General features: G+C 50.5%; 14 protein-coding genes. 8 read left to right on the top strand and 6 right to left on the bottom strand.

What is annotated here, in order from left to right; genetic code table 11:
- Positions 1–609: 609 nt before the first annotated feature.
- The 5 genes from DK510_RS14115 (at position 610) to DK510_RS14135 (ending at position 6,175) form a co-directional block, all read left to right on the top strand.
- A complete protein-coding gene (locus tag DK510_RS14115) occupies positions 610–1,422 on the top strand; it encodes a hypothetical protein (RefSeq protein ID WP_160116523.1) in 813 nt (270 codons plus the stop codon).
- Positions 1,423–2,182: 760 nt separating this feature from the next.
- Positions 2,183–2,827: a hypothetical protein gene (locus DK510_RS14120; protein ID WP_109312645.1), complete on the top strand. Its 645-nt coding sequence runs from the start codon at positions 2,183–2,185 to the stop codon at positions 2,825–2,827.
- 3 nt (positions 2,828–2,830) lie between these two features.
- Positions 2,831–3,817, top strand: coding sequence for an HNH endonuclease signature motif containing protein (locus tag DK510_RS14125; RefSeq protein WP_109312646.1), 987 nt, complete (start codon positions 2,831–2,833; stop codon positions 3,815–3,817).
- A 448-nt stretch (positions 3,818–4,265) separates the two neighbouring features.
- On the top strand, positions 4,266–4,814 hold the full coding sequence (locus DK510_RS14130) for a recombinase family protein (protein ID WP_109312647.1): 549 nt from the start codon (positions 4,266–4,268) through the stop codon (positions 4,812–4,814).
- Positions 4,815–4,993: 179 nt separating this feature from the next.
- A complete protein-coding gene (locus DK510_RS14135) occupies positions 4,994–6,175 on the top strand; it encodes an adenylate/guanylate cyclase domain-containing protein (protein ID WP_160116524.1) in 1,182 nt (393 codons plus the stop codon).
- Between the two features lie 139 nt (positions 6,176–6,314).
- On the opposite strand, the gene DK510_RS14140 is transcribed toward DK510_RS14135, so the two are convergent.
- A complete protein-coding gene (locus DK510_RS14140; RefSeq protein ID WP_160116525.1) occupies positions 6,315–7,334 on the bottom strand; it encodes a hypothetical protein in 1,020 nt (339 codons plus the stop codon).
- A gap of 899 nt (positions 7,335–8,233) precedes the next feature.
- Between DK510_RS14140 and DK510_RS23000 the strand changes: the two genes are divergently transcribed.
- Positions 8,234–8,863: a site-specific integrase gene (locus tag DK510_RS23000; protein ID WP_200833245.1), complete on the top strand. Its 630-nt coding sequence runs from the start codon at positions 8,234–8,236 to the stop codon at positions 8,861–8,863.
- Positions 8,864–9,403: 540 nt separating this feature from the next.
- On the top strand, positions 9,404–10,915 hold the full coding sequence (locus DK510_RS14155; RefSeq protein WP_109312651.1) for a hypothetical protein: 1,512 nt from the start codon (positions 9,404–9,406) through the stop codon (positions 10,913–10,915).
- Between the two features lie 791 nt (positions 10,916–11,706).
- On the opposite strand, the gene DK510_RS14165 is transcribed toward DK510_RS14155, so the two are convergent.
- The 4 genes from DK510_RS14165 to DK510_RS14180 all read right to left on the bottom strand — a co-directional run bounded on the left by DK510_RS14165 (position 11,707) and on the right by DK510_RS14180 (position 15,766).
- A complete protein-coding gene (locus DK510_RS14165; protein ID WP_160116526.1) occupies positions 11,707–12,498 on the bottom strand; it encodes a DUF3299 domain-containing protein in 792 nt (263 codons plus the stop codon).
- A gap of 144 nt (positions 12,499–12,642) precedes the next feature.
- Positions 12,643–13,542, bottom strand: coding sequence for a hypothetical protein (locus tag DK510_RS14170; protein ID WP_160116527.1), 900 nt, complete (start codon positions 13,540–13,542; stop codon positions 12,643–12,645).
- The gene (locus DK510_RS14175) at positions 13,539–13,964 is read right to left on the bottom strand and encodes a putative quinol monooxygenase (RefSeq protein WP_160116528.1); all 426 of its coding nucleotides are present in this window, start codon (positions 13,962–13,964) and stop codon (positions 13,539–13,541) included. Before DK510_RS14175 ends, DK510_RS14170 begins: the two co-directional genes overlap by 4 nt.
- Positions 13,965–14,023: 59 nt before the next feature.
- A complete protein-coding gene (locus DK510_RS14180; protein WP_160116529.1) occupies positions 14,024–15,766 on the bottom strand; it encodes an amidohydrolase in 1,743 nt (580 codons plus the stop codon).
- A 158-nt stretch (positions 15,767–15,924) separates the two neighbouring features.
- Here DK510_RS14180 and DK510_RS14185 point away from each other — a divergent pair, with 158 nt between their 5' ends.
- Entirely contained in the window at positions 15,925–16,869 is a 945-nt protein-coding gene (locus DK510_RS14185; protein ID WP_109312657.1) for a helix-turn-helix domain-containing protein, read from the top strand.
- Positions 16,870–17,367: 498 nt separating this feature from the next.
- Here the strand turns inward: DK510_RS14185 and DK510_RS14195 are convergent, their stop codons facing one another.
- A complete protein-coding gene (locus DK510_RS14195) occupies positions 17,368–19,218 on the bottom strand; it encodes an amidohydrolase family protein (protein WP_109312658.1) in 1,851 nt (616 codons plus the stop codon).
- Positions 19,219–19,272 lie beyond the last annotated feature (54 nt).

Below are 19,272 nucleotides of genomic sequence, written 5' to 3' on the forward strand. Positions count from 1 at the left end.
GGAAGCCCTGCCTCAGGATGGGCGTTTGAAGCTAGTGTAGGCCAACGCCCAGCGCTTATTGTCGCTCCAACCATGCCGTTACGGAGTCAAAGCAACTTCGACCAAGGTGCGCCAACGCCCGAAACCATCATCCCGATAGATAAGAGGCCAATGGCGCACTAACAATCAAACTGGACCAGTCAGATTAGGCTGAACATAGATTAGTCTAGTGTTTCCAAGTTTCACAGTTCAGCGCTCGATAGGTAATGCAACATTTGAAACGCAACCATCAGTAATAGAAATGGCCATCGGACACTAACTGACACCGTCACTAGAAGACACTTCGGGGAACCATTTAGTTGCTGCTGCTCAAGAGATAATCTCGGCTCTTACTAAAGCGCCCCATAATTGTACCGTTAAGGAAGCGTTGGGGTCTCCAACTGCACCCTTACGGAACCGTTTCAACCCCTCAACGTCCCTCTTAGCGGCTCTATGGAGACGACAGTAGCAGAGGTCCTAAAGCTGAGGAAAACATCTTCAACGGTGACGTCTAAGCGGACGGCTCCTGAAGCCAAAACACAGCGAAAGGCGTTTTCGCGCCCAGCACCAACCTAACCAAAGGACATCTTGATGACCACTTTACCAACCACTTTGGTGGACCTGAAGTCATGCCCGCAATGCAACCACAAATTTGAACCAAAGAGGTCTAACCAAAAATTCTGCTCTAGAGTTTGCCAAAAAGCGGCCACGCACAACACCTCAAGGGGTAACCGCAAATCCGAGAATGCTCTCCGGAATGAACGACACTATGCTCGCGCCAAAGACCTTGCAGAGATGATCTATTCTGCTCCACCACTCGAACGATATGGGATCATGAAGCACATCCTCTCATTCGTTGATGTTGATGCTGGACTCAGAAACATTCTGTGTGACCCACTAAAGCTTAAGGCAGAGCCACGGCTTGATAGTCGAATGAATTTTGCCAAAGCTGCAAATGCATTTACTCAACAGCAATTTGGGGTCTCCATTAAAACCTATATCAGACGTGTCCTTTATGGTGAGGAACTGGAACTGGTGGAGATCGACCACAATAGATCGCAGCCAGCCCCCATGACACTAAAGCGTAGGCAATATCTTGAGGAACGAAGGAACAAACCATTGGGTTCTCAACAGAAACATATCGACTTGCTCCGTATGGAAGCTGAGGATTGCTCCGAGACCGACCCTGACCGGTCTGCAAGATTGTCCCTCAAGGCCGACCGTTGGCAGTGCCGCACACCGACAAAAGAGGACTTTGAGCGGATCGACAAGATCGTTAACACTGCCGTCAACTCGATCCAACTGGATGATTGTCAATTTGAAGCTAATCCGCCCTCCGCATACTTTAGTAGTATGAGGTTATGCTTAGAGAGTTCACAGGACTTCTCCAAAAACGCCACCTAGTTGGTCACGTAGTGACACCCAACGCTTGGCATAGTGTTAGTAGAGAATACAGAATTGAAGCAGCTACTTGGATCACATTCAAAGCCGTAAACCATGAGTAAGCCGAGGATCTGTAGCCTAGGTGCATCTGCCTAAATGGATTTCCTCTGCATCACTCAGAGAAAGTTCATGATCACTCGATAGAAGCAACTGCTCAGATCATCTTCTCAACATTCTTCGTAAGCCACAAAGTGTAACCTATTTCTTAATTGGCTATAGGAATGAGACATTCCAACTCATGTTCTGCGGGGAGAGAGCCAAGTGTTGCAATCATTGACGCCGAGGGAACACGTAACCATTGAAGAACATTATCCTACCTAAATGGGCCTCTTTTGCGATGTTAACTGTGAATCTCCTGAATCGTGACTTCCTCGGCTCCAAATGACGCACAAAACCTTGCCACAAAGAAGCAGTGAGGCAAAAGAAATTCCGGTTAATATACAATACTTTATGAGATAACTGTTAGTAAATACCTCTCCAGAAGCTGATATCAATTTCATCCTCGGAAACGATTAGCTCATGGTTCGAGGTTACGCCCATCGCTGGGCCCACCTCAGTCTAGAAAACCATTTTCAATAGCGTTTGCGTTGAGTTATTTAGCGTTCAATTTCCGTTATTACTACAACCTTTCAGATGGTTAGAAGAATTTTGCTGAAGGATATTGACTCACACTAATTCAAAAAGTTACGTTACTTTACGTTTTGGTTACTGGAGTAAGGTTATGCCACCACTTAGCAATGCCGAAAAACAGGCTCGACACAGAAAGAAAGAAGCACTCAAGAAAATTGCCCACAGGTGTTTTGTAGATGCCTCGTTGGGCGCTTGGCAGCATGCAAACGCGTCAGAGCGGCTAGAGGAAATCAAAAAACTAGCGGAGTTGCCTTCGAGCTGGACCGATGAAGACTTTGATTGGGCTGTCGAGAGGATGGAGCAGCTTCGGATGGACTTGATCATGCCTGACAACGACCTCCAAAACGACGTTCATCAGGCGGGTTACTCTGGGGAAGAGTTTCTGAAAACATCGGACCCAAAAAAATTCTTAAAGAAAGCCGAAAAGGCGGTTGAAGACGCTCGCCTCCTTGCATCGCATTTGATTTCCGCAATGGAGCTTACTGACTTAAGTAACAGCGAGCGAGCCGCAGCACTTATGCAAGCTATGCGCTATGTTGCTCGTTCACTGGCAAATGAACGATCAATACAAGCCACCGATGCAAACATCGTCTGTTTGACGGTCTTGCCCCCCCAATATCGACGCCCTGAATGGTACCCCAAAGAATTTGCAAAGTGGATTGCGTATAGGCTCGGGCAAGAAGATGAAAAAAACCAATTGGGACGAGAAATTGTTGACTTCGACTTCGGGATTTGAGCCATGAGCGGAGACACAAACCAAACCGGGAACACGCCCACAGTTGAAGAATTCGTGGTGGAAACCTCCGTAACCTATCGAGACGAAGAGTACCGCGTCCGCGACAACGGCGCTGTTTTTCGAAGCCAAGCAAACCCAAAAAGGCTACGCCCGCTTGACCACAAATGGACTTTCGGACGGCAAAACTTAAAAACGGGTTATATGTACTTATCGAGCGTTCCTATTCACCGGATTATCTGTAGTGCGTTCCACGGCCAACCACCATCAGAACAGCATGTTGTAGATCACATCGATACCAACCGTGCAAACAATCGACCAGAAAACCTTCGATGGGTGACAAAGCTCGAGAATCTTCTAATGAACCCGATTACTGCGGCAAGGATCGAGTTTGTTTACGGGTCCTTTGATGCGTTCTTTCAAGACCCATCAAATGTCCAGACACACACGGATTTTCCGGATGTCTCGTGGATGCGTACCGTTTCAAAAGAAGAAGCCCGAAACGCCAAAGAAAGCCTTGCGAGTTGGGCAGAGAGGCGGAAAGAGCCGATTGGTGGCACCTTAGGTGAATGGCTGTATGGTGAACACAAATCGGTGGAGTCCGAACCCGCAAGAGAAGAGTATGATTCACTAACGCCGTCGGTGGTTCAGGTTCGATGGAAAGTTCCTTCAGAATTTCCCTCTTGCCCCACTCAAATGACTGAAGATGCGCTGGACAAATACGCCGCATCCCTCAATTTCGGTGAAGTATTCGTTCGAAACGATTTGTACAGTGGTCTTGTCGTGCAACGCGCCTTGAGCGATGAAGGTCTAATAGTTCTTTCGCACTGTGTTTCAGGGATCAAGGATTGGGCCATCGCCCAGATTCAGACGAAAGACCAACTCTTTTACCACAAGAGCATCGGAACTTTTTTCACACTGCAAGGAGCGTTGAAGGAATTCTGCAAACTTTCAGACGAAAGCTATGAGGATTGCATCGACGACTACTGTTGATGCGAACCAAATGACAACTCTACCCAAAGTCTGCAAACGGATTTGAAGCCTTTTTGAGGAGGGTGAGCCGAGACGCGAAAACGGTCTGGGTTCGCAAGTGTGAAACGACTACGGGAAATAGCTGGTAGTATTCTGCCGCTACATATTCGCAATTCGCACTTGAGCCTTAAGCGAATGCACGGAAGCCGCTCAATTTAGTGGACTGACTAACGCACTTAAGACACCCAGGCTCCACGGTTTAGCAGCAATAATAAGAACAATAATCCCCTTTTTTTTGAAGTCGGTTTCCAAAACCCCTGCCCCCTTAGTTTCCAACTAAAAACTCAGCCAATAGGCCAAGGTTCTGTGTCCATCTGCTGAGGGTGGCGGAAATGGTGGCAATGAAGTCGGTCTCGGCTTTTGGCAAACAATTGCCTCAACGTCTAAGAACCTAAAGGAGATCATCACCATGATCATCGGATACGCAAGAACATCTACACTGGAACAACAAGCAGGACTGGAAGCCCAACAGAGGACACTCTCGGAAGTTGGATGCGAGAAAATCTACTCGGAACAAGTCTCCTCTGTTGCCCGTAGAGAGGCGCTCAGTGAAGCTCTCAGCTACTGCAGAGAAGGAGATGTCCTCATTGTCACCAAACTTGACCGCCTTGCTCGTTCAGTCAGGCATTTAGGCGAGATCGTGGATGACTTAACTCAAAGAGGCGTCGATCTAAGAGTACTCGACATGTCCCTTGATACCTCCACAGCTACAGGGAAACTCATACTTAATGTACTAGGGTCTATCTCTCAGTTTGAAAGAGAGATGATGCTGGAGCGGCAACGAGAGGGAATAGCCAAAGCCAAAGCCGTGGGCAAATACAAAGGCAGAAAACCAACGGCACGTATGAAGGCTTCTGAAGTGCTTCAGCTACAAGGGCAAGGCTACAAGAAGCACGAGATCGCCCAGCGCTTAAGCATTTCTCAGAGATCGGTCTATCGGATCGTTAATGAGGCGTAGCAGTTAGCGGCTGTGGAAAGCCCGTGCTGAAATGGCCAACACAATGCACAGCTAATGGTTATTAGCATTCGACCCGAACGCCCATTGGCTGTGATGGCGCAAAGACATATCCCACTTTTTCGAGCATTAGACTCCAAAATGTGACAACCTAATGCCGTATCATTTTAGGTGAGTTTGGCGTGAAACAGACTTCTAGGCGTCTATTAACGATTTTGGCTGCTGATGTCGCCAATTTCACCAAACTAGTTTCAGAAAACGAAACTGGTACGCTCGAGCGCCTTGCAGAACTACGCTCAATCATGGACCCGATTATCGAGTCGCATGGAGGGCGAATTGCTAACACTGCTGGCGACAGTGTCTTGGCAAGCTTTGAAAATCCGACAAGTGCAGTCCAAGCGGCAATACTCATCCAAGAGAAACATGGGCAAAGTAACTCCACCGTTAAGACAAGTGATCGCGTCAGGTTTCGTATTGGCATAAACATTGGCGAAGTCACGCAGCAACCCAATGGAGATATACTCGGCCACGGTGTGAACGTAGCATCTCGTTTAGAAACTATTTCTGAGCCCGGTGGAATTTGTTTGGCTGAGAACGTAATCGAGCAAGTGAAAGGAAACTTGGAATATAGCTTCACAAAAGTCGGCGAGCATTTCGTTAAGAACTTAGACCAACCATTGAAAGTCTATAAAGTCGGCGAGGCCAGCATTCCCGCTTTCGAAAAGGCGACACGTAAAGTCCAAAAGTGGGTTCGTAGCCAGTACTTTCTACCGCTCTTGCTTGCGGTTGTTTTGATATCAACAGCTTTCTCTTTATTTGCTGTGTATTCCCAAAGAGGTGATGAATCCAAAGTTTTTGATACTGAAAACTTAGAGGACTTCTTGTCCTTAGACCCAACTGCTGAAGAGCTGCTGGAGTTTTTTGATTTGGTAACTACGGGTGAGTTTGGAGACTCGAAATACTACGTTATCCGAACTTGGGGGGCAGAATTCCCGCTTCTAGAACAGATCGCTGAAGTTTTGGGTGGGCATATCGTCACGATCACAAGCCAAGAAGAAAATGAATTTGTCTACCAGCTGACTTTAGAAGATGAAGGACACTGGATTTTCGACGGAAACCTTGCACTCGGACCATTAATCGGTTTGGTGCAGGATGACGACGCCATCGAGCCCAATGGTGGCTGGAGATGGGCCAACGAAGAAGCCCTAACGTTCACAAACTGGAAACGTGGAAGCCCAGACAACAGTAGTGGCAACCAAGACTACGCGAACTTTCAAGGCCCAAACGTTCCCAAAACTAGCCCAACTTGGAACGACACAACGATTTGGAAGCGTTCGTTCATATTAGAGGTTCCCAACCCCTAGTTTAGATAAGGTTCCAATTCTTTAAACGTGTTGAGTGCCAATTGCGGGCAAGGAGTAAGCTCACTTCAAGTAGCTAGAGGCAACAAAAAAGCTGAGGTATGCAACGTGCCTCAACATCTAAATGGTGTCGTTTTCCGGATCACCACAGGCAATCTGTCGCTCCACCCAAACTAACTGCCCTAAAGGACGGAGAGCGGCCCGAGGTCACCCTTCGCCCGTACGCTTTGAGCCTAGGTGAAGCCGGTTGGTTGCCGTACATGCGGATATATATTGGTATCCAGCCGACGTGGGAGTTGTGGCTCCAAGCTTTAGTAAACTCGCCATTTACCGGCATTCTTGAAATCTCACCGGTCCACCAACCAACCGCGGTGTGAAGGTTGTTGCCGTTTACAGACTTCGCAGCAACATCAATACCAAGATTGCGAAGAACAGCGGCACCTTCAACTGCATGTTGCAATGCGACGTTATATTCACTTTCTAGCGAAAGGCTTGAGACAGGGATACCCTTGTGGCCCGGATGTCGCTTTAAGTTTCCAACACTCTTCAGTACGTAGTCGTAGCCGCTGTTGAACTTTTTATACCCAGTCTTCATAAGGCGCTGGTCGCCCTTTACACTTCCCCACGCGAGCATCGCGACACCCGATGCCATACGGCTATCCGCAGATGAGTTCCCCTTTGATCCTTTTTGTCCCGGAAGCATTTTATCCCCCCAGGCAATCAAAATCTCTCTCTCTACAGGGCTTAGCTGTCCTCTGCTGTCGAGCGTCACTACAAACATTGCAGTCATCTTCATTAGGTTTGACTGAATGTAGATGGGAGACCAACCGCCTTTTAAATTTGGCTTTGTGAAGGTCTTAGCGGAAGCAATTTTGAGCAGGTTGGCTTTGTGTTTTTCTACATTGCGTCCAGCAACTACTTCAGCAAGCCACATGCTGTATTGAGTAGAAAAATTCACACCATCGTCATTTGGGTAGGGTCTTCGAGTCAGCGTCTGTGCTAACTGGTATGACGGGATACCTTGATAGGATGAGCGACACTGAGATGTTGAATTTGGGGGCGTCCAGAAAGAAGCACCAGACCGAAAGTTTTGCGCCAGCGTCTCTGCTGGCAAAGAAGAAATCAAACCGATTGCTAAGGCGACAAACACTTTCCAAATCATGGCCATAATCCTCATCGAAAAAAGATAATCTGCGCACTCGTCGTTCAAAACCCACCGTCATATGGACATCTTCTAAGTAAAACCAGACCAACTCGACGTGTCAAATTTTCCCAAAATTGGCGACTGACTTTGACAAGGTAGATTGCACGTTGGTCGTCTTGCGAGCGTTGTTCTCCGTACATGTAACGACTTGACCTCTGATTCCGTTACAGTAAGTGTCGTACTCGAACCACGAGGGTTCACCTGAGAAAACCGCAGTTGATGCTTTGGGAAAACACGCACAATCCGTCACGGGTGATTAGCTCAGACAGCGGAGCGTCTGTGAAACAGTTGGTAGAGCGCTTCGTTTACACCGAAGATGTCGGGAGTTCGAGTCTCTCATCACCCACCAATTTATCCCCACAATGTATCAAGGTCTTACGCGACCAGCACCTTTTGCTGTACTGCGCATGAAACTGTGTCCGCTGCGCCTCCGCTGCACTTAGACAGAAAAGATGTCTCCAACACAGGAGATATGGGCCATGGCAACAATCGTAAAACGGCCTAGCGGGAAGTGGCAGGCGACGGTTCGGAAGGAAGGGCAATCCCGATCTAAGTCCTTTCTAAGGCGTGCTGATGCAGCGAAGTGGGCGCGTGAGGCGGAGTTGAGCGCGGACAGAGGATTGCTAACCCCAACCCACTGTGTGAGCGCATCCGAGATGACACTTGGTGAGGTGCTGAGAAAATACCGAGATAACATCACGAGCGAGAAGCGATGCGCGGACAATGAAAGTTATGCAATCAACGGATTCCTGCGTAAATGCTCCCAGTTAGCCAGCAGGAAGGTCAGCAAGCTGCGATCCGCTGACTTTGTCTACTATCGAGACCAGCGCATTAAATCCATGAAGGCGGCGACTGTGGTGAGGGAACTGGGTTGGTTGCAGCACGCCCTTGATGTCGCCTGTGAGGATTGGCGGCAGAACCTGCCACATGGGAACCCGGTCAAGCCTGTCCGGCGACCCAAGATCAACAACCGACGCGAGCGACGATTGCAGCAAGGAGAATGGCAGGCTTTGTTGGAAGCGGTAAACCAAGCTCGGTCTCCGCTGATGAAGCCATTGCTGACGCTTGCTTTGGCAACCGGGATGCGCCGAGGGGAATTGCTGTCGATACAATGGAAGCATGTAGACCTTGAGCGTCGGACAGTGCTCTTGCCCCAAACCAAAAACGGTCGCGCCCGTACAGTACCTCTCAGCCCGAATGCCGTTGCCGTTTTGATGGACCTGCCACGCAGTGACGACCGTTGTTTGCCCCTGTCAGGTAACTCTGTGCGGTTGGCCTTTGAACGCCTCAGACAACGTGCAGGCGTGGATAACCTTACATTTCATGATATTCGGCACGAGGCGGTGTCGCGTTTTGTGGAAAGCGGATTATCGTTGGCGCAGGTCCAAATGATCAGCGGACATCGGGATTTGCGGATGCTGATGCGTTACACCCACCTGCAGACCGATGACATCGTGGCAAAGTTGGCAGCCGTCGAACATGCGTAAATCGGCGTGATGCTGTGCAGGGTGGTCGTAGTCTCTCAATGCGTCAGTATTTGACCACCCTACTCCCTATCAAGCGACAACGCTGCTCCCCTAGCCTTTTGGCTGTCCCGTGGCTGGCTTTCTGTCCCGCACACATTTGGAAATGGCATTAACCCTTCTTCTTGTGAACACACAGGCGCTAACCCTCCGTCTTGTGAACTAACAAGCGCTACCACTCCCTCAGTTGAGCAAAACCCCTCCCTCAGTTGAGCATACAGGTTTCGCTTGGTCATTGTTGATCGGGTCGCTTAGACGACCTGGCCTTCCTTTACTCCAATGCGAGTGGAGTAAGTGGTAAGTAAGCATAAGTAAATAAACACTAAATCACGATGACCTGTAAGCAAAGGTACTAAAAAGAGGGCTTTTGATCCCTCTAGTTTATCCATTGCGTGTTCACCGGGATTTCCTCCCAGTCGCCCCAACGGGGCAATTCCATTTGCTCGGTATCCACCAGAGCGCTTTCCCCAAACTGGTCCAATGGACCGAACACAGGAGGCTTGAATGCCCCACATCACTATTGTCGACAAACCCTGTGGGTATGGCAAATCCACAGAAATCAACCGCAGCTTCAAAAAGCAGGAGAAGTACATAGCGGTTGTGCCTTACCTGAGTGAGGTGGAACGGTTCATCGAAGATGCCCGAAAAGGCTCCGATTTCATTCTTACACAACCCGTTAACAAAGGTAGCAACAAAAGCGATCACTGCGAGAAGTTGATCCGGGCAGGCAAATCAATCGCTTGTACTCACGCACTTTTCTACCGACTTGGAACTCTGGCAACCCAAGACACAGGGATTGCGAGATGTACTAAGATCGATAGCAACGGCATACCGACCATCGAAGTCGATCACCTACTTGATGGATACAACCTCATCATCGACGAGGTCATTGATCCCTTAAAGGTGGACCAGACAGTCCGAAAGGTTGACTTTGACACAGCTTACCTCGGCCTTGGCTTGGCAGAAGAGGAGCCTGACGGACGTATTGTTCCAACGGCACTGTGGGATGAGCTATACCACAAAGGAAACAAAACATTTGACCGATCACTCTATGACAAGGCCAAGTCGGGTGCACTGTATCGCATAAGCGAGAAGCTGTTCGTCCTCGCCATTCCCAAAGAACTCTTGCTCAAGCCCAAATCCGTAACGATATACACGTACCTTTCGGAAGGATCGGTGCTGTTGCTGTACCTGCAAAAACTGCAGAAAGGCCACCCCGAATGCTTCACATTGGAGGTGGAGCGTCTGGATGCAGTAGATGAGGCAGCATGGCGAGAAGATGTTGCTAACGCGCTAACGGTTCTACCCATGCCCGAGTTAGGGAACCAAAAGTGGACACATTGCGCACAGCTAAACACGATCAAAACGCACCGTGAATGTTCTTCGGTTGGTCAGAAGCTACGCAAGTTCAAAGACAGAGAACTGTATGGAGTAAACCTCAAAACCGTTATGCTGACGTGTGCACGTGACCTGTGGCATGGGGCAGTAACAGGCCAAAAGCCAAAGGCAGGCAGGCTATCAAAGCATACACGGCTGTTCGGTCGAGCGGTGAAGGAAGAAGTGTACAACAAGGACACGGAGACCTTTGACGAGGAGTGGACCACAAACGGTGTCAGCTTTGTGCCCAACACCACACGCGGTACTAATGACCATATCGGATGCACAAAAGCGGTGTACCTATATGACCAAAACCCCAACCCACAACTGTTGACCTTCTTGGGTATGAAGCGCGTCAGCCACGAGGCTCGAAGTTTCTCGGATGCCTATGCGTTGACCGAATTAGTACAGTGGCTGTTCCGATCCGCAATTCGTGTGGGTGGGCTTAACAACGCCGGGCGAGATTACCAACCAAGGCGTCGGGTAACGCTCTACATGCCATCTCAGAGAATGCGGAACCTATTGCAGAACTGGCTGCTGTCGGGTCAGGTCAACAGTGGACCGGTCTATGCGAAAGGCCAGAGACAGGTTGAGTTGCTTGCCCGGTTGGAGGGTCGTCAGGTGGCGGCAGTAGCCTAATGCCGTTTGACATAGCAGCGGAACAGACGTTCCTAACTCGTGAAGAGGCCGCCCTGTGCGGCCTTTCTCGTTTCTGGACGGGTCGTCCTTGTAAGTTTGGGCACATGGCTGAGCGGTACGTCAGCAATCGCCAATGCGTGCAGTGCAATGCGGTGAAAACGATAGAGCGGGATCGGAAGTGTCGCGCAGCCGATCCCGCTTACCGTATGTTTAGGTCGGTACTAAACCGGTCGGGACAAGTGCTGATGGGTCGCGCAAGACCGTCCAAGTCGGTTGGCTGTTCCAAGGACACACTATCGCGGCACATAGAGGCCCAGTTCACAGAAGGCATGACATGGGAGCGATATGGTCAGTGGGAGGTGGACCACATTACCCCTCTATCGGCTGCCCGTTCTTTGAACCACCTCATCGAACTTTGCCACTACAGCAACCTGCAACCTCTTTGGAAGCGGGACAACCTAGCAAAAGGCGGGGCGTAAGCCTCGCCCCTGCGGGCTGGCATCTGTCTTCTTTGATACAATGGCTTCCCAAAGTGGTTCAGGCCGCACAGATACAGATAGCGAGTATTCAGCCAAAAAAGTTAAAGCCAACATTCGCTGAGGTTGAGCCGAACTTCCGTTCTGCGGGCAAAGCTGCCGCTTTTTAACTCTGGAGGCAATGGTTGCGCTCAACTCGAAAGGGAGCCTTTATTACGCGGTTTTGCATGTCCCAAGCACATTGTCATCCACAGTGGTAAAACGCCTGAAAAGCGACTTAAACCCTTGGTTTTTGGCGAATGAGCAACTTCAAATTCAAAAGGCTAACGTTTCAACGAAATTCGCGTTGAGTTTATATATGGATTCCACATTTGCTAAGCCGTCGTAGAATGTAACATCGCTGATTATGCGTTCATCGGACAGTTCACCTTCGATCCAAAACGCATCGAAAATCGATTTAAATTCGACACCCTTTGGGTAGTCAACATGAATGATCTGGTTGGGTGGAGGCGAAGGTGTATGGACGCAAGAACCTGCAACCGGGACAAACAGGAATTCGGTTACAATTCCTTCACCGATTGTCAGTGGTACTATGTACCCGGGTAGCTTGATCGTCGTACCTAGTTTTTCTAGATTTGGACCGCGCCCGATTGAGTTGTTTTGCGCAATGATTTTTCGGCGCTCTAGCATTAGCTTTTCTACGTCGACATCATTTGCGGCCAGAACACCGTTGGCCGCCTTATATTCTTGAATTAGATCAGGATCAGAGCGCTCACTGGTACTGGATGTTCGCCAACGAACTTGCGTTCGCATAGCGTTCAACAACGGATCTGGCAGCGTTTCAAATGGAGTTTCCAATGACTTTAGGGTTGGCTTCAAATCACGCCAGCTAACCGCACCATGCTCCTGAATAGATTCATCTAGCGCTGTGGGACTTGCGGCAATGGCCAAATCAAGTATGCGCTCAGACATGTCAAAACGCTTTGCCCCTGAAGGAGACGTTTGGGCAGCAGGGTCTCGCGGCCCTTGGGCAACTTCTGCCTGAGCAGCTTGAATGTGTGCGAACGCAAAAACAGTAATTATCAGAGCGATCAGGTTGCTTCTCATTTCACAGCCCCAGTTATTCCTCATGGTTTCGATGGAGCAAAGTTCTCGGCCAAGTTCTACTATACATGGGATCGTTCACTCTCGCGTGTCTGCTGTTCCCAGCCACTGAAAGCAGTCTCTTGAAATCTGCTTCCAAAGCGCCCTTCAAAAAAAGAACGACAAACCCAGTTTAAGTTGTCTATCCGGCCCGCCGTCAGGTTTGCGCTCTAGAGTGTAGTATCCCACACTGACGTCCATCGCGGTGCCTTTAGCTTCATTGATGATCGACGTCTTACCAGCAGTCAAACCCAGTGGAATTGCCCAAGCTTCATCATTTCTGGCGGCATTCCAGTTGTACGAAAGGACGTTGTTGTACCCGATGTACCAGCCCTCTCCCAAACCGTAATTCAGAATGGGTTGCAGGATGGTCACGTTGAAATCGTTCTCGCCCCACATATGAGCAATGACGCCACCCCACGACAGATCACCGGTTTGCCCAAACATGACAAAGGCAGGGCCAGCTCCCCAACCTGCGCCTTGCAAGGCGTCATTCGTGTGCGTTGGCAGGGAAACTTGCAGGCCGTAGCCCAGTGCGATTCCGCTTTCTCCCGGCGTAGGTGAATAGAAAGCCTGTACAGTTGAATCGCCGATGCCCCAGGTCAAATCGTCTTCTTCCGAGGGGTCGACAATTCCAGGCGGCAACACGGCTCCGGGTTGGACACCTTGAATCGGCACAATCCCCCGAAGCACCAATGTGGCGTCTGTCAACGGTACGGAATAGACGGGCTGTAGCTGAAAATTGTAGCTGTCGTCGTCGTTAGTCCCGGTCCTGAAAGCGATTGTGTTATCGGTGATTAGCGCCTTTGTGTCCGCAAGCGGATTCGCGGCCTTCCGCGCTGCCTGACAAGCCGCGTCACAAGCCTGAGCTTCATTGGGTTGAACACTCATCAGCCCAGCGAAGAAGATAGCACAAGTGCAAAGTCGACTTTTCATCATATGCTCCCGTGTTCCGCTTAGATTATTCTGTAGACTTTTTCTTAACTTTCTTTGCCACTGCGGATTCATCTGGATGGTCCTTGCGCTGCAGCGGCAATTGGTTGACCAATCTCTGCCCCAATGCTTCGGAACAGTTCCTGATGGTCATCCGAAAGCTGCGATAGGGTGACAATTTTCTCGAACTGCGCCAACTCAACTAACTGCGGAATGAAGGGTTCGATCAACGCTTCGTGCCGGGCGTGGGCAGCCGCATCCACATAGCGTTCATAGCCGTACACCGTCTCGCCAACTCGGGCGAATTCATAAACTAAAAGCCCGTCATCGGTGGCAGATGCCTCAACCATGTCTCTGGCCAAAGCATCAAAAGCCTGTGCGTTTTCAGCCGGAACGCTCAGTATGGCGATAAATGCGACTTCTTCCGCGTGAGCATGAGTCACCATTGAAAAACTTGCAGCCAGACAAAAAGCTGTACTACAATCCAGTCGTTTCAATTTTGACCTCCTATCCGGAGTTTGCAGGAGACGGCCGAGGGCGTTGTGCGCCCCAGCAATCAAATACCGTCACGGTGCGTGAACCGCCCATCCATAAGCGTGCCTAACACCTTGATGTTCGAGATTTCACGCGGTTCTACTGCAGCAATGTCCTGATCGAGAACAACGAGGTCGGCATACTTGCCCACTTCGATGGATCCTATCTTGTCCTCCATCGCTTGCTGCGCGGCAGGATAGATCGTGACCGCTTTCAACGACTCTTCCAGTGAGGCCGGTTTGCGGGACAACGGGAACGGCTTGCTGTCCGGATTCAGCGGGTCCTGCAACGTCATCGCAATTTCAACGTTCAGGAGCGGACCGATCAGATCAATCGGCGCGGACGGCACATCCGAAGAAATCGACACATTGTGCCCCAATGCCATCAGCGACGAATAACGGGCAAATATCGCCTCGACCTTTGCGCGCCCCAACAGGTCCAACGCGTTTACGTCCTGTGCTTCCCAATCAACGTGGAAAAGCGGGGTCGTGTTTACCATGATTTCATTTTCGATAACTTTTTCATGGTCCTGATCAGTTACCCAAAAATAGTGGTGCAACAGGTTGTTCGGCACATCGTAACCTGCACCGCGCGCGGTCAAGATCGCGTCCACCGTGTTGCGCACGGTTTGTGATCCATCGACGTGAGTGCCCACTGGAAGACCGTTCTGATTGGCCTGCAGGTAAACCGAAGTTATCATTGGACCTTCAATGGCAGCCGCGCCGCGCGTCGCAGACCCGTCTGCGTAATCGTCCAGCATCCAGGCGGTTTTTGAACTCCAGTTCCCTTCCGGGTGGATCTTAATTCCCCAAATGCGCAGCATGTCGCTGTCGTACTGCTCGCGTAATTCGAGAGTATGTTCCACGATGTCGTCAGCAGTGGCGGTGGGGTCCTTGAAGCCGGTCGCGACAAATGTGCGGATCGACAACTCTCCATTCTTTTCAAGTTCATACAAGTGCGAAAGAACCAGTTTCTCGTCTTCCTTCACAAGCGACAAGTCGGTTACCGTTGGCATGGCCATCAGAGGTATGTGAACGGCGGTTATACCGGTTTTGACGGCCTGATCGTATAGGTTTTTCTGGATTGCAGGAATCTCGGCTGCCGGGTCCCACGCTCCTGCATTTCGAAATGCCGCAGCCCACTGGAACTCAATGCCAATCCCGGTCTGGTTGCCTTCGGCGTCGCGCTGCCAGAACATCACACCCGGCACCTGATCCTCTTCGTCAGGGCTGACTTGACCCGCCTCAAAGGCTTTGGAATTCATCCAAACGTCGTGGATTGTGAAGTCGAGGATAAAGGCCGGACGATCGGGCACCACCGAATCCAGATCTTCTTTCGTGGGCCACCCGCCATACGAAACTTGATTGAACCCATAGCCAAGGATCAACTCCTCGCCAGGGTTTGCATCGGCGTACTCCTTGATTGCAGCCAAGGCCTCTTCAAGCGTTTCAATTCCAAACAGGCTGACACCGCGTGACGTCCAGCCCGATGCAACGATGTGATCGTGTCCCGACACAAAACCCGGCAACAGGGTATCCCCGCCCAAGTCCAGAACTTCGGTGGTATCGCCGATCAGCGCCTCTGCCCCTGCGACATCGCCAACGTAACTTATCTGATTACCCGTGACCGCAACGGCTTGCGCCGTAGGCGCATCGTCGTTCATGGTCAAGACGGAAGCATTGGTAAAGACCAGATCGGCGGCCTGCGCATAGAGAGACGTTGAGGATACCAATAGCGCAGCAAGGGAAAGTGTTAGCTTCTTCATGTGGCACTCCGAGGACATTGACAGGTTTTCTATGTTCGAGATCGATAGTGTAACCTGAGTTTAGGACTGGCTATCCGAATAGTGCAAACTATTGTGAATAATTGAATTTCAATGTGCCGCAGCCTGAGACGAACTTAAAATGAGTTGATTGAGACGCTATGTTCCTGTCCCAAAAAATACGCTCAGTAGAAGACTTGCCCGACTACAATGACGTTCAATACGAAGCGCTGGTGTTATCTCCCAAAGGACCAAAGCTGAATTGGCGAAGTGCCCAATACAACGGTTTTGGCCTTCACTCCGAAGAAATTTATTCGCGCTTACGTTATCAAGAAGTTCAACATAGCAGTACGATCTTCTACGGTTTGTTCCTGCCAAATGGTGATCCGGTTCGATTTCAGGGAACCCTGTATGAGGGCCCGTTTCTTGTGTGCTGGCAAGGGCAAAAGCCAACAGAGTATGACTACGTGGCCGAAGCTGGTACTCAGATTTACATGCTGGAAGTCCCGTGGTTACAGGTCGAGAAGCGTGGGTGGGCAACGTTTAACTCACCGATCCGCCTATCCAGATCCAACGCTCTGAGTGCTTATGCCCGAAGTATTGAGAAATATCTTTGCCACAAACAAACTACCACGTGTGCAACAGAAGCTTGGACGTTGAATGACATTTTCGAGAACCTCGAAAACTTGGCAGGTAAAATTCTATACTGTGCTGAACCACAAATGACCGCAGAAAAGGCTGGCCATAGTCAATGGAAGACCGTTGTGGCGGCCGAAGAGTATTTTTCAGAAAACCCGGCCGGCACAAAGCTAACGGTTCAAGAGCTTTGTCGCGAACTCGGGGTATCGAGGCGGTCACTCTTTTTGGCTTTTGAAAAACAACTTGGTGTTGGCCCAAGCAAGTTTCAATCGATCGTCCAGCTACATCGGCTAAGGTCACTTCTGCTGGAAAGCACTTATGAGAAAGGTGTCGTTTCGAAACTCATCGGCGAAGCCGGTTTTAGCCACCTAGGCCGCACATCAGTTGCCTACCGCCAATTCTTCGGTGAGACGCCGACAGAAACGGCGAGCCGACCAAAAAACGGTTCGGCTACAGGGGTTTCTTAAGACCAGCGCCCGCTTTGGGACCGAACGAAAATTGACGGCACATTTTTTTGAGAGGGTATCTAACCGTACTGTGTAACTAGTTGCCCCCATACCCCCCCCGGCAGGCAGCGTCCGCTGCGTCTCCGCTGCAAACGCGCTGCTGCTCTTACTGATTTACAGGGTTTAGATTGGGGCGGAGCACACTTTCAGTATTGCAGCGCTTTGTCGACTGTGAGAGTGTTAACCTACTGGCAATGCAAGACATCTTTCAATGGGGTGTTGGCGGCGGTAGTGGAAAACAGCACCTTGTTGCACGTGCGGATTGGGGTGGAGCGCTTCGTTTACACCGAAGATGTCGGGAGTTCGAGTCTCTCATCACCCACCAATTCATCTCCGCAATGTATCAAGGGCTTATGCGACTAGCACCTATTGTTGTGCCGCCCGTGGAACTGTGTTCGCTGCGCATCGTTTTTGCATTCTGGTAGGTAGTTTGCTCTGCGTTTCTCTATTAGCTCGAGTTTATTGCCCCCCAGCTTTAGACAACATAGCCTTCGCATAATCACGTTTTGCTGTTGCGCTATCCTCGAAGCGAGCATGCACGACGCAATAGAATAGGCTACTGTCATCTAGACCGTTGCGAGGCGTAAACCAATCAAAGGGTTCGGTCAGCTCTACCGATGCAAACTGGCCAGTTGGTGGCGCAATAGGTGCCAGATTGGCTTCACTATTCGTGATATCTTCGAGAAGCGTTGGACGGGCCGTGCCGGTATCCGGTGTGAGAATACCCATGATCTGCTCGCGACCGGCCGGAATGAAACGCCCGCTCTCCTCGACTGGAAACCGGATCGGCTGTCCGGCATAAACATCTCGCTGCACTTCACTGTTCTTAACAACAATCATTCCGTTAACGAGCACGTACGGTATGCCTTCTGACGGAAGACCTTGCTGACCGAGAGTATAGTTCGCCTTTTCGGTCACAGTCTCCGGATCAAAAATCGTGATGTCCGCGACCATGCCTTCTTGCATTCGCCCACGCACCTGCATCGCTCGCAAACCTGTGTCACCCAATCGCTTCGCATGGATGTAACTTAGCTGAGTGAGTGTGAGCATAAGCGGCACATTCGCTTCGCGCGCCAGTCTCAAGACAAGCGCGTGGCTGCCTGCTGACCGAGGATGCCCAGCATAGTCTTCATAAGGGGCATCCCAACTCATCAAGTTGCCCTCGATGTCTAGCCCGGCCATACCGTCGCCCGAGATGCCATAGCCTGCGATGGTGATCCAATCATTCAGCCATTGCTCCCTTGGCGGACTAAAAACAATTGCCGTCCGTCCCGGTTCATTCTCAGCGAAGCTCAAAAACTCGTCTTTTGTCACGAAGCGATCGAGCTGGGGGTCAAAGATGGTGTCTTCGTATTTGTATCCCATCGAACCTTCCCAGTTTTCAGGGGCGATGATCGATGCGCCGTAGTTTCCCGACCCGGCGGTCCAAGGGTAGTAGCTGGACCAAACGTTATAGCCTTGGTTGCGGGCCATCTGGAGCTTTTCCTGATTTTCCCACCAGCCATAGTCATTGTCATGGTGTATGTGGAGCGGTGCGCCAAGCACCATCGCATTGACCAAGATTTCATTTACACCCGTCTGTGTTTCTGTCGGCGTCGAAGCACTGGGTTCAAATCGGTGATGGACGGAAGTCAGTCTACCGTAACGCGCCGCAGCCCGCTGTGCTTCGAACATCTCATAGGTGGTAATACCTTCGCGGGCGTAGCCGATGGTCGATCCCACGCCGAGGGCCCCAAGACGTAGTCCCTCATCCAACTGGGCAGTGATTTCGTTCATCTGCTCACGGTTGCTTGGAACAGAAGACCACCCCTCGACGCCATCTTCCACGGATTGCGCCCGCAGTGCGAAGAAGTTCCGGAAGTCTATATCCCCACCTTCAAGCACGAGGCCGTCATGAACCCGCATCCGTGCGAATTCTTGCCCAACGACCGTGCCATAGTTTGCCTGTGTTGCGCCTTCGCGCGCACTATACCATTCGTCGATGTTTGCTGCCCCAACCTCAAAATCCATTTGAGTCGTAACGCCATCACGAAGGTTTACCTTGATACCCCAAGGGTCCAGCCCGTGCTGCTCGAGATCGATAAACCCGGGGGCAACAACGTGCCCTGTTGCGTCGATGGGCTCGCTACCATTAATTTCTTCGTCATTAATTGCAGTGATCCAGCCGTTGCTTATTCCCACGTTAGCGATCTGATCGAACCCGGTTTCCGGGTCCATTAGCCGACCGTAGAGAATGACAACGTCGTAAGTCTGCGCGAAACACAAAGTCGAACACACAGACAACGTGCATGCCAGAAACAAGGCACGCATGGATAGATCCTCCCTTTGATCGACAAAACTGAGTGTTTTGTTGTTTTTGGCGTC

It is taken from the genome of Ruegeria sp. AU67, from assembly GCF_900312795.1.
Classification (GTDB): Bacteria; Pseudomonadota; Alphaproteobacteria; order Rhodobacterales; family Rhodobacteraceae; genus Ruegeria; species Ruegeria atlantica.